The following is a 20,671-nucleotide window of genomic DNA, read 5'->3' on the forward strand; positions in this document are numbered from 1 at the left end:
TCAAATCTTGAACGTGCCACCCATTTGTTCCAGCGATGCGTTCGCTTTGCGACGCGCACGGACACTACTGGTCGCACGATGACGCTCTTCTGGCGAAACAGCAAGGTCACCCTGCCCCTCGGTTTTCGAATCAGAACTCGGCGGCAATGCCTTCATGACGCCGCTCAGATCGAACCCTTTCGTGGCGCGTGCCAAGCTGTTCTGGGGAACCAGGCTCAGAACTTCCGAGAAGAGCATCGCGTTCGTGGATGCGGTATCCGTCCGGCGCTGAGAGGGAGTTTCACCGCGCAGCGTCCACTCTAGGAAGCTGAAGCGTACGAGATCGGCAAGCATCTCCTCACCGTTCAGCACAGGTTCCGCATTGTCGATGATGTTCAACGACTTGCGGATCAACCAGAGAAGATGCACCACCACCTTGTGCGGCTCACGTTCAGCACTCCACTGGCGAACACTGATTTCCTGGCGGCCTACCAGCAGACCAAATGCTGCCGGCGACAGATTCAAACGCTCACGGAGCTCTTCAGCCGTCTCGGTGGTATAGAACGGGAGCATCTGCGGGTATGCCGAAAAGAAACGAACTAGGACCGCCTTCGGAATGTTCACGGGCACATCGGCCTGCTTGGTCGTCATGTCGTACCAAGACCGGCGAGAAGGAATCGCGAAAACCGCCTCCATCAAGTTGATGTCGAGGTGGTAACGATTCAGGAACTCCTGCACGTCCCCACCAGTAACCGCACGATCCTCTGGCGGCCAAGGCGCAGAGGATGCGGGGCTGCCTGCCCAGGGCTGAGTTGCAGTCATGTTTCCTCCACAGGTATCTGCTTTTATCTATCCAATAGCATACACGAAATCTTGATTATGCTGACGCACTTTCAATAATTCTCAGCCTGTACCGCGCCTCGAAAGTTGAGTACGGGACGAACACCGCTGCATCCAGATCTTCAAGCATGGGGACCACGCCAGCCGGCGTGACGAACATGTACTTGCGCCAGAGCAGGTGCCGCCGAAGCTTGAAGAAAATACCCCGGGTCAGCTTCAACTGAACAGCGGCGAACTCGTTCCAGAACAGCAGGCAACCCTCACGCTCCAGCAGGGTGACAAAGGCGAAGTGCGCCTGCGCCTCAGGGATCAGGCTCAAAATACAGATCGCGTCGTCTGCATCCATCCGTGGGCGCCGCACGAAATGGATCTGAGGGGGCTCAACTGACGACTCAATACCCAGATAGGTCGGAATCTCAGAGGCGCCCAATCACGACCTCCTCACGCTCTCCATCAACAATCACGAAGAGGTTGTAATCGCTGGCCAGGATCTTGAGAGCGTCAGCCCAGTAGGTTTGTACGACCAGGTTGATTTGCTCGTTCTCGACGTTCGGCGACGAATAGCGAACAGCCCAGCCAGCCGGGAGAATGCGGGCGAGGGCATCGCTGAGCGAGGAATTTCTCACGTCGGCGTTCACGACGTATGCGTCTGCAGGCGCCAACGCCCGGTTGAGCACAAAGAGTCCCCTGGTGTTCTGGCAGTTCACCAGCCTTGTCGAACCATCAGTGACGACAACAGCGTCGTGCACTACCAACTCGCCCGCCCAGGTCGACATCGCCAGCGACTGGAAGATCGCCAGAACGATCAGTGCTGAAACAGTTTTTCTGCTCATTAGTAACTCCTGAATGGCTTACGGACGTTGCCGGATATCCATCGACGAATTCGCCGAACCATGTCGAAAAGCGTGGCGTTCTGTCGTTTGGCGTAGATGATGAAGCCGATACCCAGCGCACATAGGATCTGAATGGACCAGTGGTTCAGGAACACAGCGACCAGAACCAGGACAATCCAGCCGGGGTGGTAACCAAAGGCTTCTGGCTCACCGCATGCCCTCACGTAACTGGAGGCATCGGCCGCAACCGGCGGAAGATCACTCATAGGACTTCGCTCCTCTCTTTGGCATCCATGAATTCAATGCGGTCGAGCTCTGCCTTACCGAGCCTGCCTTCCTTGAACAGATCCCGGGCCTCATCGACCATCAGACGCCCGTGCGCTTCCATGACCTTGCGAAGCTCATGCGTCAGATTCTTCGCCGAACGAAGCTGCTCTTTGATCTGCCCATCAAATTCGAGGCGCTCCCGCAGAGCGACACGTCGCCCGTCTGGCCCTACTCGCAAGAGTTGGCTGACGATCATGTGTAGGCTGTCCACCAGGTCGTATTGCACTGCGCCAACTTCTTCTTTATCGAAGGCCTGCAGAAAGCGGGTAACAGTCTGCACCGCTGATGTGGTGTGCATGGTGGAGAAGCAACCGTGGCCGGTGAGGGAGACCTCCAGGCCTGCTTTCATCGTCGCACGATCACGCATCTCACCGACTAGGACGAGATCAGGGTCGCAACGCAGAGATGTCTCCACTGCGTAGGCGAAGCTTGCAAGCATTCGAGGGACTTCCCACTGAGTCACCTCCGAATAGGGGCGGGCGTACTCCGAATGGAGATATTCAATAGGGCTTTCAATGGTGATCAGATGGTCGCTATGGTCGATTGACTCCATCCGATGTCGTAACAACGCCGCTAGCGTCGTTGACTTACCAGAGCCAGTTGGTCCAGTAACCAGCATGATCCCACGATCGAGCTTCATAACCGCATCCACGATGTCTTGCGGCATATAAACCTCCTGGATCGTAGGAGGGAGTATGGTGATCTGCCGGCAAACGACACGAAACCCAATGCCATCGTAAGTGCCACGAAGGTTTACGCACACCCGCCACCGCGAGCCCATCCGCCCACCTTTTCGGCAGGTATAGGCGAAGTCCATGCGTTCGCCACCAAGGACGGAGGTGACAATCGAAGAGGAGTCGTAGAGCTCCGTCATCAGATTGCGGAGCTCATCGTTCGTCAGCGCGCGGTGCGTCAATCGAAAGATCTGTCCGTGAACGCGCACGGTGATCGGCTCACCGTCGCCAAATTTGATGTCGTTCACCTCCACCGACGCAGCGTAGGTCAACAGTTCATCAAGCTGATCCTTAACGCGATACGACTCCGGTGGGAGGTACTCCCTGACGCCGGCCGGCGGCGTGAACATGTCAGGAGCACGCCGCATGCGGTCTTGCTGCCGCTGCATGTCGCCATCAATGAGATGACTAAGCCCCTCCACGGCCGTGGGATCACGGTCCGCCAACTCTTCGAAAAACCGGCGACGCTCCCTCTCATCGAAATTGAGGCCAGGCTCAGTCGTCTCGTTCATTTTTCACCTGGAGCAGTAAAGCCGTAGTCGAGCGCTTTCCAACGACCTGGCTCAGAAACAAAATAAGCATCCTGGGAGATCAGTTCCTCGCGCACACCGATCAACAGCTCATCGCCAGATTCGGACGTAACGACATCACCAGGCCGCCGTTCAATCACCTTCGGAGGATCGATCATCCCGTGCAGGGCGAGAAGACGGTATAGAACCATCCCTCGGAAGCCTCTCTGCAAGGCCTCCAGCCTCAGATCGAACTCATCGACAGCCATGGAACGGCCTTCGCTCCAGCCCTCGCGCATGGCTTTCTCCCAGAGCTCTGTTTCATTGGCACTGCGAGGCAGCAGGGTTTCGCGCGGGAGCGGTGGACGGCCTGCGTCATCAGGCAAGAGAAAGTCACGCCATGACAGCGGGCTGTTACGGAATCGAGCCTGAACCAGTGTCCGGTAGTTCTTGGACACGAGACGACGAAGACGGCCGTCATCCTCGATCGCACGGTAGTCTTCAGCTGAGTCGAGGATAGGCGGCTGAAGGGTCCCTGACCGCAGATAAAGCCGCCCAAACGGAAAACCCTGGTCGAGCTTCATGGACTGCTGGTTGAGGAATTCAACCTGCGCAAGCCAGCGGTTATACCGCCCCATCTGGACGCCGTAATTGCGCCCCGCTTCTGTCATCAGTTGCAAGCGGGCGATTTCTTGCCGCTCGTCCTCGTCCATAGATGGGTCAGGCGCTTCTCGGGCCTTTTTCTGAACATCCAGTAGCGCTTGCTCCGGAGAAACAACCTCGCTCTGGATCGAATCGGCAGCCTGGACTTGCCCTGCGAGCAACGTCATGACGACCGTGAGATGGATCGCTAACCACTTCATCTTGCCCCCTCTCTCACGGCTGGCGTGCAGCCAAGACAACAGTCTTGGTAGCCGCATAAACATGAACACGCATATCAGATGGAACCTGGTCCATCACTTGCCCCATGACCTCTTTGAGCGTTCGCCCCTTTCCTTCGATGTTCACCATCGCCGGGTTACTGGGGAGGGTCACCGCAGGCACGAATTTGTAACCGGCCAACACCGCGATGCGCTCAATGGCCTTGGGGTATGGGAGGGTGAACACCTCGCTTGTCACGCGATCAAACCCAGGAACCACCGCTGCACGGGCTGTCGCTTCGCGCTGGCGATCGAGCGATGTACGCTTCTGCTCTGCCAAAGCATTCTCCGCGCGCGAGAGCCGCTCCAGGTCGCGCTGAGCCAACTCAGCCGCCGCGGCCAACCGGCCAACCGACGGATCGTTGTTCAGATTCTCCGCCGGCGGCGGCGGAGTAGCGCAACCAGCCAATGTAAGCGCAAGCGCCAGGGTAAAAGTGTTTTTCATGCAGTGTTCTCCGCGACTAACTTGAACTTTGAGCAACGATCAGGGGCAGAGTGAACCGCCTGCCGAGCATTTCGAATTCCGCCATCCCATCCTTTTCGCCCAGGTAGCGCCCGTTGACGCCATACACCTGGCCGTTAACCCCCACCACCCTGACAATGCTGTCGGAAGCCAGATAAACCAGGGCACCGTTTTCCCGGAAGCGAATGGGGGTGATCAGCATCCGTCCAGCCGCATCGCCTTGCTTCTTCTCTTCCTGGCGATTTTCTACAGGCGCCGGGGCCGGCTCAGCGCTGGCCTTATCGCCAGAGAAAAATGCTTGCAGCGTCGCGGGCATAGGAGTGAAAGAGCTGCTCACTTCAGGAGTAGGAAGAGGCGGAAGGAAGGACTCCACCCGCGCAGGGTCGCTTTCTTTCCCAGTGCCGAAATTCACATTTGCCACGATTGCTTGTAGAGCCGCGTTGGTCGCCCTAAGCCGCTCGATCTCGTCCAGCTTGCGCTGCACATCCGCCGGCAGCTCAACACCTCCAGAGACCTTTGCCAGTTGCTCAAGCTGAGCCGGCAAGCTACTTGCAGCCGTGAACAGCTGATAGTTCACACCGCCCAGAGAGACCAAAATCATCAGCTGTAGAAAGGTTGAAGCTCGCATTCCCACATCCGCCGCGCATTACGATTAGTACAAAATAGTAATCTCAAAAATATACTTTTCCAAGATAGTTTTTTGGTTTACATTTTAACCACCCAGAGGAAGACTGAAAATCACAAGGGCAAGCCGATGACAGATCCAGTTGAGCAGGTGCGCGCCCTACAGCGCAAAGCCGCCGACCGCAACACCAGTCTGAAATCAGGCTTGTCTCTTGAACTGTTCGCCCAAGGCGACCTTCTCCCCCCGGTGACCGACCTGGCCCCATCGACGCTACCTGAGTGGAGCGATACCGTTCGAGGAGTGCCAAACGCCATCATCCGCGGAGCTCTGTTCGCTGCGGTTCAGGGAAAGACCAGGCGCTATATGAAGGGAGAGGTCGTCGAGCAAGGCGACGGAATGACCATCAAGTTCACGGGGATGCAACTCGATCAATCTGACCTTGATGTCTGGGAAACCCTGATTCACATCTCCCGGCACACCCCGAAGGGCGAGAAGTTCTACTTCCATGCCGGCGCGGTGCTGAGTTACCTAGGCCGACCGCGCGGCGGCGACCACTATCGATGGCTCAATGAGTCGATCAATCGCATGATCTCCGGAGCGGTGTCGATCACATTCGACGATCGATACACCTACTCATCCAACATGCTGAAGGCTTGGAAAGACGAGATCACCCATGACTACATCATCCAGTTGGATGAGCAACTCCTATCGCTCTACTCCCTTGGATGGACTCAGATCAACTGGGCTCAGCGTGACGCTCTGCGGGGCAAGCCAATCGCGCTATGGCTGCATGGCTGGTACTGCAGTCACACCAACCCAGAAGACATCAGCATCGACCGAATCCAGCAGCTATGTGGATCCAGCAACAAAAACCGTGATTCCTTCAAGGCCAAGGTGAAAGCCGCCCTGGAGGAGATCAAGGAGATCGGAGCCATTGCGAACTACAGCGTCTCTCGCAACGGCATCGTTCATGTCGAACGCAACCCGTTCAACACCCTCCCCGGCTTCTAGCTCGCCCTGACTGGTCACTTCCAGCCGGACTTTTCCCCTTCCCAACGGTACTGCTAAAGGCCCAATCAAGGGCCGGTGGTGTGCAGCGATCTTTTCCTCAGACTTTCGTTGAACTGAGCGGCCCAGTCTTCGACCTTCCCGCCCATCCGTTTCACCGCAGCAGCGCGAGTCTTCGAGTAGTCCACTCCGAAGCGGTCCATCCATTCGATTGCCTGCTGGGCAATATCGATCTGACGCTTGAGTTCATGCTTCGGCGGGCGAGCACGCGAGGCCAGGTCAGTAACTGTCGCCAGAGTGCAATCGGTGATGTAAGCCAGCCCCTGCCCTGCATCACGAACTTCGTGCATGTTCATCGCTCGTTTTCCTCGTTCTCCAAAGCCCCTGGCCCTGGTGTACCGGTCGCCCGGCTCATGGTCGCCGGCAGTCCTGTTTGTGGTTGCCCGCTCGGGCCGTTCTTTCGGTGCCTATCTGACGCGATCCCCCGTTATGCGAACTGCGCTCAGCCGTCGCGCAGGTCGGCCACGCCGTCACCGCCGAGCGCCCCGCGCGCTTCCAGCGCCTGAGCCTTGAATTTCGCGCCGCAGTCCAGGCACTCGACCAGACTGCAACGGACATTCAAGCCGCTATCACCGGCCACCGGTACACGCCCCCAGCCGCCCGTCATCAGGTGCGATTCGGTCATGGTGAATTGGTAGCCGCCTTGGCCGCCGCACTTCGGGCAGCCCTGGGCGGGATCGTGGGTCGCGCTCATAGTGGGCGGGCTCCTTTCAGTTTGTGACGGTCACGGGCGCCGCGTCGGCGGTCTCCCTGCGCTTGTAGTCCTGCACAGCGCGGTCGCGCACGCGGGACAGGTCGGCGTGCTGTTGCAGGCGCCCACCATCGGCCGGCTGGTAGTTCCACCAGCTCACCGGGTAGCACTTGGCAAAACTGGCGCGCCCCATCAGCACGCCATTGACGGTAACGGGCCGGTCATAGCCGGTATGGCTGCGGCCTACGATGGCCTTGGGTTCGGTCTGGCTCATGGCGGGGCGGGTTCCTTTCAGTTGTATTCGTCCAGCTCGAACGGCTCGCCATCGTCGTATGTGTCGGCCATGCAGCGTGGGCAGCAATCGGCCCAAGCAGTCGTTTCATCCACCCAGCCCGGCGCAAAACGATAGCGCGCCAGGTCCTCGGGGTCGCAGTGCCGGCACGGCACGCACTGCTTCACCGCCGCCAGCAGCCGCCGCACGCGCGGCCGTGCTGCCTCCCAGGTTTCACCAGGCAAGGCCAGCGCGGCGACCTGGGCGGGGGTCGGCTCGATCATGGAGCGGGCTCCTACGCGTTTTTCTCGTTATTCGGGCTTGGCCGGTGCACTGGGAGCGGGGTCTTTCCAATCCAGGCTCTCTCCTGCCAACAGGGCAGCCGCTTGTCGGGCGCCTCGCGCTGTGCGGTACATGCGGGGCAGTTCTATGAACTGCTTGGAGCCTTGCCGCGTCCAACCACAGTCCAGAGTGAAAGGACTCCTGCTCAGCGGATCAAAGACGATCTCGAAGCAATCATCGCTCTTGGTTCTTGCAGTACACAGAACGGTAGGCATGGCGCGTGGGTTTCCTTGAACTATTGAGCGCTTGGCTTTTTAGTGATGGAAAGAGGCAGCTTGCCCGGAGCGATAAATAAGCCCAGGCAGAGAGCGTTGCGCTTCACTCGCTGCCAGCGCGTGAAATCTGGATTATCCGCACGCAGCCATTCCGAGCATGCGGTGGTGGCCAGAAGTCGCGCAGCCCACCAGCGGCCCCAAACTTTCGGAAGATGGCTGTAGAACCACTGATTCATCGCGGTTTCCTCGTTACTTCAGTTGCTCTCCGGCGCATAAACCGGAAGAGCGAGGCCAGCAGCGGCCAGGGCCTGGTCGGCAGCAATCAGCAGACGGCAAGCCGGGCATTCGTCATCACGCACCTGGTCACCTTCCACCTGGTCAGGGCAAAGCCCCATGAATGCGTGCAGCACCTGGCCGGTGCCAATTACAGACCAGCCAGCACATCGGCAGGCAGAGTCATCGGGGTCGATTTGCTCATGGCGTTTTCCTGAACTTTGTGCTGCGGACTACGCAGCGTCTTTTTTTGGGTAAGCGCGACGCAGAAGCCAATCCATTTCCCACTCTGGCCCACTGGCGCAATCATTCTTGTATTCTGGGTAAAGGTCAGGCCGAAGACGCTTCGCGGTGCTTGGGTTGGCCAGCCAGAAGTCTTTCCAGCCGCTCGGCTCTCCGATGTACTGGTGGTCAGGGTTCCTCGTGGCTTTCCCTGCCAGCACGCCCCAACTCTCCAGTTGGTTGCAAACCCGCATAAGTCTGCGATGCACATAGGCATAGACCCGGCCCCTGACCAGGGAAACGCCTGTCCTCTCGACAAGCAAACGGTCAATGTCGTCCAGCATCTCTGCGTCGTCATCGTAGAAGGCGCAAGGACTGAAGGACGCCCCCATACTCTCTGCCAGCACATCAATGATTGCGACGGCAACAGCGCGATCTGGAATCGTTCGGGGGTGCCTACTCATGGGCGCTTCCTATCACTCATTGATGATCACTTGACCGGCAATCAACCGCAGCAGAAAGGCGACTCTCGGCCATCTCTAGACGATTTCGGTTGATCGCAGCAGCAACGCAATTGCCAGACTTCTCTGCGCGCTCGACCGAATCCCGCTCGGCCCGGCAAGCAATTTCCAACGCAGCGATACGGTCGCTCTTGCTAATGCTCATTGCCTTCCTCAGTCACTGGTTGCCATCGAGCTGACCGGCAGCCGGCTCGAAACTGGGTTCATCAGTTGTGCAGGAGTGACCGCAATCCGGGCAATCCGCGTAGTGCCCAAACCCAACCAAGTCCGGGGTATCGCCTGTCCATGCGCAGCGAGTGCAGGCAAATGTCCAGCGAGGAGCAGGCATCACTTGATCCTGGGTGAGTTGAAGCATGTCGATTTCCTTCATGCGGCAAGCTTCGGCCAGCCCTGAGTCGTTGGATCGACAGCCGGGCACAGCTGAGGTGCCAGGCCTTCGCCATGGATCGAGCATTCTTCCCACGTATCGGCATCGGCAAACAGATCACGACCCGACTCAACGTCTTTGCCGCAATAGCGGACAAGTCGCCCGAAATCGGTGTAGCCGTTGCGCTGGCTAACACAGCAGTACATCGCTCCCAGCAGCAGCGCTTTGCCCTCGGTATCCAGAATTGATTCGGTGGTCATGATCGGAACTCCTCCACTTTCTCCAGCCCACTATAGTTCTGTTAATCAGAACTCGTCAAGGCGAGAGATTAAGCGTAACGCGACCATGCTGGCCGCCTCGGCGAGTGCCATGTGGAAGAGCTCTAACGGCCTGCACACCGAAAATCATCGCAGCCAGCCATAGCTACCACTCAAAACTGTAACTCTGGCCAGCCTGAACATGGCCCTCCTCCACATCAATGCGCTGTGCCGGCGCCTGAATTGGCGGATATCCAAGCTCCCCGAGTCGGGCCTGGAGATCTACACTGGGCGCAGAGGGTACTTCCTGGCTGGTGAGCCATCTCACATCCATTCTCTTGCCCAGTTTCTGGACGACCTCCACGACATCCCCGAGCGACGGAACGCGCCCCTCTGGCGTGATGAGTTGATCTACCCGGTAGATGATTCCGACGTTGTTGCCAATGTCCTGGATGGCCACCCCCAGATCCAGGACAGTGATCGGCCCCTGGTAGCGAACTCCTCGCACGGGCTTGCGGATCTCGCTGAGTACCAGACCTGCAGTTTCCAGCAACTCCGAAGCCACTGCCTGGGCAAGCTCGTCGCGATTGGCCGGACGGTTCTCCAGAGACTGCGCGAATTCCTCAATACATTGGGCGACCGCGGCACCAACAGCGCGGAAGGGCTCATAGTTGACACTCTGGCCCAGGACCTCATGTGCAACGGTGCGAGAAAGCCCTTCCACCAGCTCTTCGGGAACCTGCTTCAGTCGAGCATGCTCCCCCACCGTGAAAGGCCGCAGCAAATCGGGGTTCATAGGGTGCCGCAACTTCGGGTCAGTCGACCCACAGCGTGCATAGCCTTTTCTCATGGTGCCTACGCGCTGAGAGTCTTCGTCGTACACCTGCATGACGAACCCCTTGCCTGCCTTTAGGTCCCTCTCCTGCTTGGCTTTGAGACCGCGCATCTCGCCCCAAAGGGGGTCATCCAGCGGAATGTCATCCAGGACATCCGACAAACGCAGGTCGACCTTCTCCGGGATCTGCAGCATGTCCCAACTGAAATGCAACCCTTCTGTAACCGCAACAAGGCACCACCGCTCTCGATTTTCGAGAGCATTGAAATCACTTCCGCGCAGAACTTTTTCGTGAACCTCGTACCCCAAGTCGCGCAATTGACTCCGGAGAATCGCCGCACTTGCCGAGTTCGAATAAGGGACCACGTTTTCGAGAAGGAAAATGGCGGGGTTCGCACGACCGATGATCATCAACCCGCTGACCACCAGGTGGCCGACCTCGGGATGCTCTTCGGGCATTGAGGTGCCTCTCTTGGCTCGGCCGGGCTTGGACGCCCCCGAGCAGGGCCAGCCAGCTTCGGCGATATCTGTCTGGGGCAAATGCGTCATCGCGCGCTGGTCGAAAGCGAACTCCTGCATAGGGGCCGCGATCGGAATGGTGTCACTGGTCCACAGGGGATTGCGCCGACTGGCGTGCTCAATGAGCTCTGGTCGAATTTCATTCGCCCAGGCCAGGGAAGAATCGACTCCGTTTTCTTCAAGCCCTTCATGGACAGCGTGGGAGAGAATCCCGCCACCATGTGACATGCTACCCAGCTTCAGAGGCTGACCAGACTCAAGCTTGGCCCGGAGCCGGCGGAGCCGATCCTTCTTTCGCAGCTCAGTCGGAATGGGAGATAGGTAGATCTCGCCATCTCGCTGAACCATTCTGATGGCGGCCATGCCATCAAATAACGCTAAAAGTTCCTGGCTGTTGATATCAATGATCGGCAGGGTATCTGCGCTTCCAGCCGGCTTGGCGCTAACAACGCGGTCACCGTTCGGGTCCGCCCGCAGCACAATACTGCCGCCAGTGACGTGTACCGAGTACGAATCACCGGAGCGTAATCCCGCTCGCGACACCTCAGAGCCTTGCAGCCAGATGCGAGGCCTACCGCGATTCTGACCGATATTCTTGATGTAGTAGCCGCGCATTTATCTCTCTTTGCAACTGCGATAGTGAATTATCAGTGCAAATGAAGGATGCCAGGCTAAGCACATCACTGTCCAGGATAAGGACGATGAAAATGCTTCATGATTCCAGCTTCTTGATCTGCTCGACCACGCGCTGATACCTCATAGCTTTCGGGCTATGTCAAAATTTCGACGCTGAACAAGCGTAGATTTATTCATAGTAATAGCGACTTATCCACAGGATGCGTCATGCGAGATTGGAAATATCGTCGTGCCTCGTCATACGAGGCTGATTGCGCCAATCACCTTCAGAAGAAATCGTCATGCGAGATCGGAGTACGTCATACGAGATAGGGGCCTCGTCATACGAGGTTGGTTTTCTGCGTCATACGAGGTTGGTAAATCTCGTCATACGAGGTTGGTTTATTCGAATGCTAACGCAGCAAGACACTGATTTATATGGAGTTTCGTAAATTTACAGCTCCCCCTATATGTTTAATAAAAAGATATTTATATAGGGCAAGGACCTCCGACCCAGCGGGATCGCAGCAAAGCGCAAATCATCCCTTGAATTGAAATCCTTTGATGGCAAGTACCAGTCGCCCGGCATAGAATGACCATCAATCGCTTTGCAATTCTGGTAGTAATTCAATGCCAAACACGGTTTTCGTTATTGAGGCCCCAGGCAAGATCCGCTCTCTGAGGAAAATCCTATCGGAGCTCAGGATCAATGCTCAGGTCGTCGCTACAGGGGGCGCTCTTTACGACATGCCAAAGGATCAGCTGGGTCTCAACCCAAACGATCTGACGCCTGAACGCTGGACACCTACCTCTCAACGCACCATCAGCCACCTCACGAAAAAGTTCAAAGACGCGGACCAGATCTACGTCATGACAGACGCTGATCGAGAAGGGGAACTGATCGCGGCACAGGTCAACAGCGTGCTCGTCTCTTCAGGATCAAAAGCGAGTATTCAGAGGGTGGTGACTTCAGCACTGAACGCTGACGGAATATCTCAGGCGCTTCAGAGACCGCGGGCCATCAATCGGCAAACCTGCGTGGCCGTGATGGCTCGACGCGGTATAGATCGAGCCATCGGCTTTCTGTGCAGCAATCGAAACGTAGCTGGGCAGATCGCTGGGCGGATCAGCAGCAAGATCGTCCAGTCTGTCAGCCGGCAGCCCTTGCCAACCTGCAAAGTTGCGGGAACACACCCAGACCAGCCTGGCTGGCGAATCTGGGGGAAAGGTTCCTCAGGGAAAGAGGCATCACTTGCCGCCATCGACGAAGCTTTTCGTCGAATGGATCCGGCCTTGATGGGCCACACCAGAGAAGTTTTCACCACCAAACCGGCGCCGGCGATGATGACGGGTGCTGACGCCCTGATCCTGGTTGCGAACCAACTCAACGTAAGCCTTTCTGAAGCTGAGAAACTGATTCAGACGGCGTACGAAAGAGGTGCAATCAGCTATCCACGGACTGACTCCAGAGACATCTCGCCTCCTACGCAAGTAATGCTGGAGAGCGCGATGAGGAAACTAGGGAAACGAGTACGTGTTTCCCGGCTCCCTCCCTCGGGCCCCAGAGAGACCCCAGGCGCTCACGAAGCGATCTACCCTTGCGACCCCCTTCATTTCAATGCAAACAGTTTGGAAGGGCTCTCCCAGCTCGACGCAGCCATAGGTTTGCTCACCAGGCGTGCTTTCGCCTCCCTTTCGCCCGATGCGAAGGTAAAATCGATCGAGGTCGAACAGTCGGCGATCTCATCGTTCCTGGCCAAGCAGGGGTTGCCAGACATCAAGGTGAAAATCTGGCGGGATATCCCGGACACCGCCGGTTGGCTGGTTGTAGAGAAGGAGTTCATCAAGCCTGTAAAGCTTGTGAAGATCCCTCTTGATACAGCGGTCATGGAGAGGATGGTTGAACAGGGAATTGGTCGGCCCTCGACCATAGTGGGCCACATCGACAAGGCGCTTTCCCGGGGATGGATCCAGGAGAACGGCACTCTCTCGAACAAAGGCCAGGCTGTTCTGACGTATTTGCAGCAGAACTACCCCGGCCTGTTGGGCCCAGAAGATCTGGATCACTTCTTCGATGGGGTTCCATTTGAACGGGTTTCCGCTGCCGTCTACGAAGGGATCCATCGGCTGAATCTGGATTACCAGGCGCTTCGTGTTCTTGCGCGAGAGGCTTCTGCGGAGTTGTCGAGGGACCAAGCCCAAGACGAGAGTGGCCTCCCCCTGTATGAACCAACCGCGGACATGGAAATGGACGTAGCGGGCCCATAGCCGTGCACGCAAAGTCACATATTTGTGATTATGTGTACATGCTGCTAGTCCTTATCTCACTCGAAAACCTGGTTCAGATGGGACAAGCAGGCACAAAAAAGGCACCTCACGGGTGCCTTTCTCGTTACAGCGGCGGCGGCTGCGAACTAAAGCTTGCCGTCCTAGCTCCTACGACAGGTCCTTCGACAGAACGAAGGCGAGGAGTACCTCCATCGCATCCTCATTGAAAGCGCACCAGGCCTTGCTGATTGGATCCTCGGGCGACAATGCCACGCCGATTACCTGGCGACCGTCGTTCCAGTAGCAGTGGATATCCAGCGCAGCGAACAACACACCGATGCGCCGGAAGAGTTGTACTCGCTGCTCATCCTCCGGGTCATACCGATACGGGAATGGAATGTCGAACTCTTCCGGTCTTACCCGGGTTGGTGTCGCCGGCGCCTTATGGCGTTCCGCGATCGACAGGATCTCCTGAGCAGGAGATCCAATAAGCGGATCGTTCGTCCAAAGCCGAAGCGACTCGTAGGTGTTCACGCTGGAATGCCTCCGTTGCCGGTAATCTCCGCCACGATGTCCTTGAGTATCTGGTAGCGCGCGATCATTCGAGCTCGCTGCCAGATGACACTGCAGTTGGGATCCAGCTTGCTGTTCTGATGGGCGTGTTCGAGAAGGATATAGGGCAGTTCCAGGGACTGCTCGCCAATCCACTCGAAGAATCTCGATGATGCTGAACATGGGAGAGCTGCGGCCGCCGCGGTTAGTTGAGAAACCGCTTCTGCCACCAGCGGCTCCTCTAGGCCCCTACTCTGCTCGTACACCTGCAGGAGATGGGCAACCTCCGCGTACAGGGCGCTGAACTCTGCGTCGATGTCACGCAGCGCCCAGTGCTCCTTGTTATCCATCTGCTCGAAGAACGAGAGCAACTTGGGCTCCCGCTCTTTCCAGAACGCCTGGACAGATCCAGGCGTGAGATCAATTCGCCGGGCGCTGCTCATGCGCCAGGCACTCGGTGCTCGTTGCTGCGCTCATAGACACGGGCAGTCAACACGAAGTAGTAGGTCGAGACACGCTTCTGGCTCTTGGTAGAGCCAATCAGGCCGCCAAACGGGCCGGCCTTTTCATAGCCCGTTACCCCAGAACCGGAATTGGTTTCATCGGTCTCCATTTGGCCGCCGATGATGATGGTGTCACCGTCGCGCAGCAGTGCCTCACCGTTGTAATCGATATTGGCAGGCAGCGTGATGGTGGTTGGGACCTTGGTGGTGCCGTTGGCGTCAGTCAGATACTGGTCGATGGTCTTGACCTGCGAGCGTACCGCGACGTTCAGCGTCAGCTGGGTGCGGATGATACCGCTGTCCAGATCGATCTTCGGGTTCACTCGCAGCAGGGTGCCGAAGCGAATCGGGATCTGGGTGTTGGTGGTGGCTACCGAGCTGCTGTCAGTACCAGCTACCGCACTCTGACTTACCTGGCTGAAGAGGTCGGTTTCAATCCGGCGGAACTCCGCGGGAGCACCAGAGGTGGTGGCCAGTGCAGGGCGCTGGGTTACCGTAACGTCGCCGATTGAGGAAAGGTAGTTGACGAAGAGGTTCGCCGGATTACCTGTGAGTTTGGAGAAACCGATGCCGGTACTACCAATCACACTGCCACCAGGAGTCATGACGGGAGGATTTCCCGGAGTGCCAGGCAGAGGGGGAGAGATCGTGATGCCACCAGCCGGGTTGTTGTTGATGATCATGCCGAGCTCGCCATTTGCGAACGAGGCAAACGCCGTGAGATCCAGACCTTCCGATTTGTCCTTGGTGGTGGACACCAGGATCAGGCGGCCTTCGAAGTGGATGGCGGTGTTGAACTCGCGCTCGACGCCCTTGATGTACTCGTCGATCTCTGCCTGCAGCCACTTGGGAGCCTGAACAGTGATCGTGCCGGTATCCGGGTTGACGCTTACCGTGCCCAGCTTCTGCGAACGGTACATGTCCGACCCCGCGGCCGGGATGGCTGCAGCCATTTGATCCATGCCACCGACCGGGAGTGGAGGCATTCCGTTGATGGGCATGCCCGCGCCGGAGTTGATCACACCAGGTACAACAGCACCGCTGGCAACCGGGACCAACACAGAAACTCTGGATTCGAGCTCCTCCTTCATGGATTTCCAGAAGTCAGATTTCGACTCCAGCTTCGAACTGCCTTCGCGATCGCCCTCGCCTTCACCGGTAGACGTGCTGCTCGATGTCAGCCCCCCCATCGAACCACCATTGACGCCGCCGGCGCCGGAGGCCGAGTTCAGAGAACTGGCCAGCGACGCACCGACATCAAGGGTGCCACTCAAGGACGCCGAGGAGTAGTTGGTGGAGCGCTGCGAGTTGATGTTCAACGTCCACTGCTTCGGGCGCATCGGGACGATGGTGATGATGCGGCGGTCGTTATCTACCGCATAGTCGAGCCCCATCGCAGGGAAGATGAGGCGCATGGCTGTCTCGGCATCCACGCTCGTGAACCCGTAACCTGCATAGGTAAAGCCATCCAGCGGCATGGAACTGGTGATGTTGAGGCCCTGGGCCTGCAGCATCTTGACCACCTCAAGGCCATTCAGCGGAGCGCTGACTTTCATGGTGACCCGGCGCTCGGATAGCCATGGCGCACGTTTGAGCGGCATGGTTTTGCCAGTGATCAGCGGACCATTGGTGATCTTAATGCGCTGGTTGCGCTGTGATTCCTCGCTCTGCGCCTTGAGTTGATTCAACTCTTCGGTCAGCTTGGCGTAGTTGCCGCCATCCTCGCCTTTCGGGATGTTCTGCAAGCAGCCCGAGAGGGCCGCACCGATGACGCTTGTCAGTACCAATTTCGCGATAGTGTTCATGGGCGATCTCTCTTTTAGTGGAGCCAAACTTTCTTTTCGAGCGGGCTGATTTGGACGTTGAAGCGGTAGGAGTCGGCATAGGGCTCCAGGAACTTTGCGATCGCTTCTTCAGGGGTCGGGGCGTTGATCACGTAGCCTCCCTGAACAACTTTGTCCTGCTCGCCCAGATCCCAAATGGGCGTGTTCCACTTCGCTTCCTGGGTCAGGCGGAAAAGGTTCTCGTACAGGCCTCCGTTACGAACGCTGAACGTGACACCGCTTGCAACGGGTGCCGCGGTGGCCACGACGCTCGGAAGAACGGTGGTGGTTGCTGTGGCAGCTGTAGTCGTGCCGGCAGTCGATACGGTCTTGGCCACGAGGGGTTTCTCAGCGGCTACCGCACTTACCTGCACGTTGGAAGCCTTTTCGGCGTTGGCCGCGGGAACTGGGATCGGCCTGTTGCGGTGTGTTTCCTCAATCAGGCGCGCAGCTGTGTCGCGATTGATAGTGAGGTCGCTGACGATCTGAACACGGTTGGTCCGAACGCCCTTACCGTCGAACGATTCATACGTCTTCACTGACTCCTGAGCGCCATTGCTTGCAGGGGCTATACGTTGAACCCGATCACGACCGACGAGGCCGAGCGGCTCTTCGAAAGGCAGGGCCGAATCCATGGGCGGTCGCTCAGGGGAAGTCCGTTTGACGGTCATCGTCCTCGACCCTTCGCGCCCGGCAAGGATGTCCGCCGGATTTTCGAGATGAACCTGGTACTCAATACCGGCACTGTCTCGCGTGCGGATCATCAGGGGGATCGGTGCGCGGTAGCGATAGACACGAGTAACACCGTCGACATCGCGGGTCTCGGTCAACCAGTCCGGGCCTACCATGGAGGCCCCGCGCAGACGGATGATGGCGTCTTCGCGGTTGGGGGATAGCCAGTAGCTGATACTGAATGGAACGCTCTCGGTATCCTTGACTTTCAGGCTGGTCCAGTTGCGTCCGGGAGACTGCCCCAATGCATTCATGAGTTGGTGATCGATCGCAACCCGGTTCGGCTGAAGCAGCGGAGCACTCCCGGTTGGCACGCCATCAACGATCAGCTTCAGACTGTCTTTCACACCATCGGTGGGGTCGGAGGATACCTTCACGTAGAGTTTGATCGGCTCGTTGCGATCGGCCAGGTACAGGATGACATTCGTGTTGACCCAGGGCTTCTGCGGGTGCATTTCAACAGCACCGGAGTCCTCTACCAGGTCGACGTTCACCACGCTGTCGTCGCCAGCGCGAGCGCGTCGAACAGGCCATGGCGCACCGTTCTCGCCGACCACCATCAATGAGGTGAGGTATCCCAGCTGCAGGGTGACACTCTTGGTCTTGCCACCATCAGTGAGATCGATGATCTGTTCAGGGTCAGTGCTTGTTGCTCCCGCCGGAATCTGAGGGGCAAGGTCTTTGCGATCATCGATCATGTACTGCTCGATGACGGCTTGTTGCTCAACAGTCAGCGGGTACTTGCGCTTCAGGAGCGTGTTGACCAGGGGGTCGTTGGAACGCACGTCCTGCTCTGCAGGTTCTGCAGCAGCCTGCAGTGAGAGAAGAGAAAGCAACAGAATGCTTGGGATCAGGGTGACCTTTCTCATGACTTGGAGACCTTCACTCGAATTGCATGAACAGCGAGGCCGTCAGGACGACTTTCCTGCTGGACTCTGAGGAGATCGACCTCAATCAATCCGCGGCGGGGCTGATTCACGTTGCCGTTGAAGATGATCTCGATGGGGTGCTGGATGGTGTAGGTCTGGCGGGCTACACCGCTGTAGACCTTTACCTCTTTGCTCAGGAACACGCCTGGGCCCGGCGTGGCGGAGAGCACGAGGCGGATACGGGGATCTTTGAGTTGGGCTGTCAGTCCGGCACGTTCGAAGGCATTCAGATAGGTCTTGTAACCATCGTCAGTGAAGCAGCGAAGCTGTGCCTCGTTTTGCTGCCGGATGTAGTTGACGAAATCCAGCTGGAACATGCGAATGACGCAGGCCGAGCTGAAGTTCAGGGCCCGCTCTTCGCCGCCGATGGGCTCATCGATCGGTGTTAGCTGGAACAGGGAGCCGTTGTGAGTGGTCGCGAAGTATTCCCGCTGGATGCTCTCGATCTTGTTTTTCGCATACATGAAGGTCAGGAAATTCGTAGTGGCCAGCGCCGCAATGATCACCACGCAAATGCCCAGGATGTACAAGAGCACCCGGTTCGAGAAAACGATGCTGCCGACCAGTTGGTCGTCGTTGACATCACGCATCTAGCTACTCCGAAGGACGGTTACCCGTCCAGACAAGATTGTTGAGAGTTGAAGCAGGCTTTCCTGCCGTGCTGTTGAGCAGTTCCTCGTGCCAGGATTTCTCTGGTGAAGAAACACTCGCTTCAGTGGCGGCAGACGACGTTTGGCTTCCGTCGACTGCTCCTTCCTCCTCGGTGCCTTCTTTACCCACCGCTTCGACGGGAACTTCCTGGGCTTTCGGTGGCTGCTCGACTGGGGTGCGGGTTGCTTCGGGTTGTGGCGCCGCAGGCGTTGAAGCAACAGCCGCCGGCTCCGAGATTGATGCAGGCGCGATCGCTACAGGCGCGCTGCGGGCCGGAGCCGCCAACTCAACTGGTCGGTCTTTCAGGAGACCCAAAAGAATCCGTTTGAACGCATAGCGATCAGCTTCATCCTGGGAAATGCTCTCGAACATCTCCTTTGCCTGATCTGCGATTTCGTCGATCTGGCGAAGAGCTTCGCCCTCCACCGGATCCATCGGGTCAAGTGAGAAGCGAAACTGACGACGCTTCAGTGATCGCTTTGCGCGCGACATAGGAATTACTCCTGAGCAGCGAGGTGGCGAGCCAGCTTGTAGTAGCCGCGCGCATTGGCGAACTGAGGATCTTCGACAACGACAACCTTGGCGTTGCCTACCTGCACATGGCGCAGGTCCTCCTCCAGGAGCTTCGCTGCGCCGCCGGCGAACAGAATGGTGCTGAGCTCGTCGACGCGCTTAGTAACGATCTTCTCGATGCGAGGAACGATCTCGTTGACCAGGGCGCGGCGCTCGGCAGCAACGATGTCGCGGATGTTCGCCTTGTTGTTGCCGATGGTGAGCCAGCCGCCCTCTTCACGAATTGCCTTCTCCACAGCATGGAGCGGCGGGGTGCGCATCAGGCCCATGAGGTCCCGTGCACTGGTGGCGACGCGCTCGTAGAGATGCAGAGCGCCTGCTTCGAAGGAATTCGAGGTGCCGTTGAAGAGGAGGTTGCCATTTTCCAGCAGAGCAACGTCGGTGGTGTTACCGCCTACGTCGGCGACGACCACGAGCTCTTCGGATGCGTGCTGGAACTCGCCGTCCTCATTCATCATGTAGTCGAGATAAACGGCCACTCCCTCGGAGGCGCCATTCAGATTGCCGAATACCGAACCGTTCTTCGGTAGGCGCATCTCCTTGCTGCCAGGCTGGACGGCTGCAGGGCGCCGCCAGGCTTTGGCGCGCTCCTCGATGAGTTTCGAATTGATCTCGCCGCGCGAGTTGTAGAACACGTTCAGCGGCATGCCGAACACCGCGTCGATGGACGCATCCGACAGGTCACCGAATTGGCGAAGGAGAACAGCCATAGCCAGTGCGGCGTTGATATCGGAGGTGTAATAGCTGGCGAAGCGAGTATCGATGGGATCAGCGACTTTCGGGCCGACCGCGTAGATGCTGTCTTCGATCTGGATGACGATTTCATCCGGGCCATTGCCACCCATGCTGACGCCGATCTGAGGCTTGGTCGACACGGTGCTACGGATCGCGATCTGCGCGCCTTTGCCGGCATACAGCTTGGCGTAGTTGCAGCCAATGTCGGCGCCAACAGCGAATTTTTTCATGCTCAGTCTCCACAAAAATGATCGGTACGCATCGTGAGTTTTGTTTTACCGTTGCACTCTCGATTGCAAACAAATACTAGCCTTTCAGCGCCATCACTTCAACAGTGCCGCGCAGAAAATCTATGATTAGTAAGAACAGGATTATCTAGTTATAAAATTGCATAGCTAAGCGAAAACACGCCGTCTGCCAGTTTTCGTGATGGCGAAAAAAAGCCCCGCGATTGCGGGGCTTTTTTCCACCAGGCGTCG

28 protein-coding genes are annotated in these 20,671 nt (G+C 57.7%); 2 read left to right on the plus strand and 26 right to left on the minus strand.

Annotation, left to right across the window (positions count from 1 at the left end; translation table 11 throughout):
* From IB232_RS21870 to IB232_RS21905, 8 genes are all read right to left on the minus strand, one after another.
* Entirely contained in the window at positions 1-801 is an 801-nt protein-coding gene (locus tag IB232_RS21870; protein ID WP_192400672.1) for a helix-turn-helix domain-containing protein, read from the minus strand.
* 55 nt (positions 802-856) lie between these two features.
* Entirely contained in the window at positions 857-1,165 is a 309-nt protein-coding gene (locus tag IB232_RS21875) for a hypothetical protein (protein WP_139274996.1), read from the minus strand.
* Between the two features lie 70 nt (positions 1,166-1,235).
* Entirely contained in the window at positions 1,236-1,652 is a 417-nt protein-coding gene (locus IB232_RS21880; protein ID WP_073666291.1) for a hypothetical protein, read from the minus strand.
* Complete coding sequence (locus IB232_RS21885; protein ID WP_045665612.1) at positions 1,652-1,918, minus strand: hypothetical protein; 267 nt, start codon at positions 1,916-1,918, stop codon at positions 1,652-1,654. The genes IB232_RS21880 and IB232_RS21885 overlap by 1 nt, the downstream gene beginning before the upstream one ends.
* Complete coding sequence (locus IB232_RS21890; RefSeq protein ID WP_192400673.1) at positions 1,915-3,225, minus strand: type IV pilus twitching motility protein PilT; 1,311 nt, start codon at positions 3,223-3,225, stop codon at positions 1,915-1,917. Before IB232_RS21890 ends, IB232_RS21885 begins: the two co-directional genes overlap by 4 nt.
* Positions 3,222-4,085, minus strand: a complete 864-nt coding sequence (locus IB232_RS21895) for a type IV secretory system conjugative DNA transfer family protein (protein WP_192400674.1) — start codon at positions 4,083-4,085, stop codon at positions 3,222-3,224. Before IB232_RS21895 ends, IB232_RS21890 begins: the two co-directional genes overlap by 4 nt.
* Before the next feature lie 13 nt (positions 4,086-4,098).
* Positions 4,099-4,587 carry a DotD/TraH family lipoprotein gene (locus IB232_RS21900; protein ID WP_045665609.1) on the minus strand — a complete coding sequence of 163 codons (489 nt, stop codon included), beginning with the start codon at positions 4,585-4,587 and terminating at the stop codon, positions 4,099-4,101.
* A 16-nt stretch (positions 4,588-4,603) separates the two neighbouring features.
* Positions 4,604-5,233 (minus strand): hypothetical protein, encoded by a 630-nt coding sequence (locus tag IB232_RS21905; RefSeq protein ID WP_192400675.1) that lies wholly within the window; start codon positions 5,231-5,233, stop codon positions 4,604-4,606.
* A 126-nt stretch (positions 5,234-5,359) separates the two neighbouring features.
* Between IB232_RS21905 and trfA the strand changes: the two genes are divergently transcribed.
* Positions 5,360-6,241: a plasmid replication initiator TrfA gene (gene trfA, locus IB232_RS21910; protein ID WP_192400676.1), complete on the plus strand. Its 882-nt coding sequence runs from the start codon at positions 5,360-5,362 to the stop codon at positions 6,239-6,241.
* Between the two features lie 65 nt (positions 6,242-6,306).
* Here the strand turns inward: trfA and IB232_RS21915 are convergent, their stop codons facing one another.
* The 11 genes from IB232_RS21915 to IB232_RS21965 form a co-directional block, all read right to left on the minus strand.
* Positions 6,307-6,594: a hypothetical protein gene (locus IB232_RS21915; protein ID WP_192400677.1), complete on the minus strand. Its 288-nt coding sequence runs from the start codon at positions 6,592-6,594 to the stop codon at positions 6,307-6,309.
* Between the two features lie 146 nt (positions 6,595-6,740).
* Positions 6,741-6,992: a hypothetical protein gene (locus tag IB232_RS21920; RefSeq protein ID WP_192400678.1), complete on the minus strand. Its 252-nt coding sequence runs from the start codon at positions 6,990-6,992 to the stop codon at positions 6,741-6,743.
* Positions 6,993-7,008: 16 nt separating this feature from the next.
* Positions 7,009-7,263: a hypothetical protein gene (locus IB232_RS21925; RefSeq protein WP_192400679.1), complete on the minus strand. Its 255-nt coding sequence runs from the start codon at positions 7,261-7,263 to the stop codon at positions 7,009-7,011.
* A 17-nt stretch (positions 7,264-7,280) separates the two neighbouring features.
* Positions 7,281-7,544 carry a hypothetical protein gene (locus IB232_RS21930; protein ID WP_192400680.1) on the minus strand — a complete coding sequence of 88 codons (264 nt, stop codon included), beginning with the start codon at positions 7,542-7,544 and terminating at the stop codon, positions 7,281-7,283.
* Positions 7,545-7,837: 293 nt separating this feature from the next.
* The gene (locus IB232_RS21935; RefSeq protein ID WP_192400681.1) at positions 7,838-8,053 is read right to left on the minus strand and encodes a hypothetical protein; all 216 of its coding nucleotides are present in this window, start codon (positions 8,051-8,053) and stop codon (positions 7,838-7,840) included.
* Positions 8,054-8,071: 18 nt separating this feature from the next.
* Positions 8,072-8,212, minus strand: a complete 141-nt coding sequence (locus IB232_RS21940; RefSeq protein WP_192400682.1) for a hypothetical protein — start codon at positions 8,210-8,212, stop codon at positions 8,072-8,074.
* A 111-nt stretch (positions 8,213-8,323) separates the two neighbouring features.
* Entirely contained in the window at positions 8,324-8,776 is a 453-nt protein-coding gene (locus IB232_RS21945) for a hypothetical protein (protein WP_192400683.1), read from the minus strand.
* 16 nt (positions 8,777-8,792) lie between these two features.
* Positions 8,793-8,978 carry a hypothetical protein gene (locus IB232_RS21950; RefSeq protein WP_192400684.1) on the minus strand — a complete coding sequence of 62 codons (186 nt, stop codon included), beginning with the start codon at positions 8,976-8,978 and terminating at the stop codon, positions 8,793-8,795.
* Positions 8,979-8,990: 12 nt separating this feature from the next.
* The gene (locus tag IB232_RS21955; protein WP_192400685.1) at positions 8,991-9,203 is read right to left on the minus strand and encodes a hypothetical protein; all 213 of its coding nucleotides are present in this window, start codon (positions 9,201-9,203) and stop codon (positions 8,991-8,993) included.
* Positions 9,200-9,460 (minus strand): hypothetical protein, encoded by a 261-nt coding sequence (locus IB232_RS21960; RefSeq protein WP_192400686.1) that lies wholly within the window; start codon positions 9,458-9,460, stop codon positions 9,200-9,202. Before IB232_RS21960 ends, IB232_RS21955 begins: the two co-directional genes overlap by 4 nt.
* 163 nt (positions 9,461-9,623) lie before the next feature.
* Entirely contained in the window at positions 9,624-11,426 is a 1,803-nt protein-coding gene (locus IB232_RS21965; protein ID WP_192400687.1) for a DNA cytosine methyltransferase, read from the minus strand.
* Positions 11,427-12,056: 630 nt separating this feature from the next.
* Here IB232_RS21965 and IB232_RS21970 point away from each other — a divergent pair.
* Positions 12,057-13,694: a DNA topoisomerase gene (locus tag IB232_RS21970; protein ID WP_192400688.1), complete on the plus strand. Its 1,638-nt coding sequence runs from the start codon at positions 12,057-12,059 to the stop codon at positions 13,692-13,694.
* Between the two features lie 168 nt (positions 13,695-13,862).
* Here IB232_RS21970 and IB232_RS21975 read toward each other — a convergent pair whose 3' ends face one another.
* The 7 genes from IB232_RS21975 to IB232_RS22005 are packed head-to-tail and all read right to left on the minus strand — an operon-like array spanning position 13,863 to position 20,422.
* A complete protein-coding gene (locus tag IB232_RS21975; RefSeq protein WP_034023929.1) occupies positions 13,863-14,228 on the minus strand; it encodes a hypothetical protein in 366 nt (121 codons plus the stop codon).
* Complete coding sequence (locus tag IB232_RS21980; RefSeq protein ID WP_034023930.1) at positions 14,225-14,689, minus strand: hypothetical protein; 465 nt, start codon at positions 14,687-14,689, stop codon at positions 14,225-14,227. The genes IB232_RS21975 and IB232_RS21980 overlap by 4 nt, the downstream gene beginning before the upstream one ends.
* Positions 14,686-16,554: a hypothetical protein gene (locus IB232_RS21985; RefSeq protein WP_192400689.1), complete on the minus strand. Its 1,869-nt coding sequence runs from the start codon at positions 16,552-16,554 to the stop codon at positions 14,686-14,688. Before IB232_RS21985 ends, IB232_RS21980 begins: the two co-directional genes overlap by 4 nt.
* 14 nt (positions 16,555-16,568) lie before the next feature.
* Positions 16,569-18,173, minus strand: a complete 1,605-nt coding sequence (locus IB232_RS21990) for a DotH/IcmK family type IV secretion protein (protein ID WP_192400690.1) — start codon at positions 18,171-18,173, stop codon at positions 16,569-16,571.
* On the minus strand, positions 18,170-18,823 hold the full coding sequence (locus IB232_RS21995) for a DotI/IcmL family type IV secretion protein (protein ID WP_192400691.1): 654 nt from the start codon (positions 18,821-18,823) through the stop codon (positions 18,170-18,172). The genes IB232_RS21990 and IB232_RS21995 overlap by 4 nt, the downstream gene beginning before the upstream one ends.
* Positions 18,824-18,827: 4 nt before the next feature.
* Positions 18,828-19,376: a hypothetical protein gene (locus IB232_RS22000; protein WP_192400692.1), complete on the minus strand. Its 549-nt coding sequence runs from the start codon at positions 19,374-19,376 to the stop codon at positions 18,828-18,830.
* Positions 19,377-19,381: 5 nt separating this feature from the next.
* Entirely contained in the window at positions 19,382-20,422 is a 1,041-nt protein-coding gene (locus IB232_RS22005; RefSeq protein WP_034023933.1) for a ParM/StbA family protein, read from the minus strand.
* Between the last annotated feature and the right edge of the window lie 249 nt (positions 20,423-20,671).

Origin of the sequence: Pseudomonas sp. PDM15 (assembly GCF_014851565.1) — a bacterium.
In the GTDB taxonomy this organism is placed as follows: Bacteria; Pseudomonadota; Gammaproteobacteria; order Pseudomonadales; family Pseudomonadaceae; genus Aquipseudomonas.

Excerpts from the sequence above, each read along its gene's own strand:
- IB232_RS21955 (WP_192400685.1), bottom strand. The coding sequence starts at position 9,203 with ATGAAGGAAATCGACATGCTTCAACTCACCCAGGATCAAGTGATGCCT.
- IB232_RS21920 (WP_192400678.1), bottom strand. The coding sequence starts at position 6,992 with ATGAGCGCGACCCACGATCCCGCCCAGGGCTGCCCGAAGTGCGGCGGC.
- IB232_RS21890 (WP_192400673.1), bottom strand. The coding sequence starts at position 3,225 with ATGAACGAGACGACTGAGCCTGGCCTCAATTTCGATGAGAGGGAGCGT.
- IB232_RS21960 (WP_192400686.1), bottom strand. The coding sequence starts at position 9,460 with ATGACCACCGAATCAATTCTGGATACCGAGGGCAAAGCGCTGCTGCTG.
- IB232_RS21900 (WP_045665609.1), bottom strand. The coding sequence starts at position 4,587 with ATGAAAAACACTTTTACCCTGGCGCTTGCGCTTACATTGGCTGGTTGC.
- IB232_RS21925 (WP_192400679.1), bottom strand. The coding sequence starts at position 7,263 with ATGAGCCAGACCGAACCCAAGGCCATCGTAGGCCGCAGCCATACCGGC.
- IB232_RS21880 (WP_073666291.1), bottom strand. The coding sequence starts at position 1,652 with ATGAGCAGAAAAACTGTTTCAGCACTGATCGTTCTGGCGATCTTCCAG.
- IB232_RS21980 (WP_034023930.1), bottom strand. The coding sequence starts at position 14,689 with ATGAGCAGCGCCCGGCGAATTGATCTCACGCCTGGATCTGTCCAGGCG.
- IB232_RS21935 (WP_192400681.1), bottom strand. The coding sequence starts at position 8,053 with ATGAATCAGTGGTTCTACAGCCATCTTCCGAAAGTTTGGGGCCGCTGG.
- IB232_RS21990 (WP_192400690.1), bottom strand. The coding sequence starts at position 18,173 with ATGAGAAAGGTCACCCTGATCCCAAGCATTCTGTTGCTTTCTCTTCTC.
- trfA (WP_192400676.1), top strand. The coding sequence starts at position 5,360 with ATGACAGATCCAGTTGAGCAGGTGCGCGCCCTACAGCGCAAAGCCGCC.
- IB232_RS21905 (WP_192400675.1), bottom strand. The coding sequence starts at position 5,233 with ATGCGAGCTTCAACCTTTCTACAGCTGATGATTTTGGTCTCTCTGGGC.
- IB232_RS21965 (WP_192400687.1), bottom strand. The coding sequence starts at position 11,426 with ATGCGCGGCTACTACATCAAGAATATCGGTCAGAATCGCGGTAGGCCT.
- IB232_RS21945 (WP_192400683.1), bottom strand. The coding sequence starts at position 8,776 with ATGAGTAGGCACCCCCGAACGATTCCAGATCGCGCTGTTGCCGTCGCA.
- IB232_RS21995 (WP_192400691.1), bottom strand. The coding sequence starts at position 18,823 with ATGCGTGATGTCAACGACGACCAACTGGTCGGCAGCATCGTTTTCTCG.
- IB232_RS21970 (WP_192400688.1), top strand. The coding sequence starts at position 12,057 with ATGCCAAACACGGTTTTCGTTATTGAGGCCCCAGGCAAGATCCGCTCT.
- IB232_RS21940 (WP_192400682.1), bottom strand. The coding sequence starts at position 8,212 with ATGGGGCTTTGCCCTGACCAGGTGGAAGGTGACCAGGTGCGTGATGAC.
- IB232_RS21930 (WP_192400680.1), bottom strand. The coding sequence starts at position 7,544 with ATGATCGAGCCGACCCCCGCCCAGGTCGCCGCGCTGGCCTTGCCTGGT.
- IB232_RS22000 (WP_192400692.1), bottom strand. The coding sequence starts at position 19,376 with ATGTCGCGCGCAAAGCGATCACTGAAGCGTCGTCAGTTTCGCTTCTCA.
- IB232_RS22005 (WP_034023933.1), bottom strand. The coding sequence starts at position 20,422 with ATGAAAAAATTCGCTGTTGGCGCCGACATTGGCTGCAACTACGCCAAG.
- IB232_RS21885 (WP_045665612.1), bottom strand. The coding sequence starts at position 1,918 with ATGAGTGATCTTCCGCCGGTTGCGGCCGATGCCTCCAGTTACGTGAGG.
- IB232_RS21915 (WP_192400677.1), bottom strand. The coding sequence starts at position 6,594 with ATGAACATGCACGAAGTTCGTGATGCAGGGCAGGGGCTGGCTTACATC.
- IB232_RS21950 (WP_192400684.1), bottom strand. The coding sequence starts at position 8,978 with ATGAGCATTAGCAAGAGCGACCGTATCGCTGCGTTGGAAATTGCTTGC.
- IB232_RS21875 (WP_139274996.1), bottom strand. The coding sequence starts at position 1,165 with ATGGATGCAGACGACGCGATCTGTATTTTGAGCCTGATCCCTGAGGCG.
- IB232_RS21985 (WP_192400689.1), bottom strand. The coding sequence starts at position 16,554 with ATGAACACTATCGCGAAATTGGTACTGACAAGCGTCATCGGTGCGGCC.
- IB232_RS21870 (WP_192400672.1), bottom strand. The coding sequence starts at position 801 with ATGACTGCAACTCAGCCCTGGGCAGGCAGCCCCGCATCCTCTGCGCCT.
- IB232_RS21895 (WP_192400674.1), bottom strand. The coding sequence starts at position 4,085 with ATGAAGTGGTTAGCGATCCATCTCACGGTCGTCATGACGTTGCTCGCA.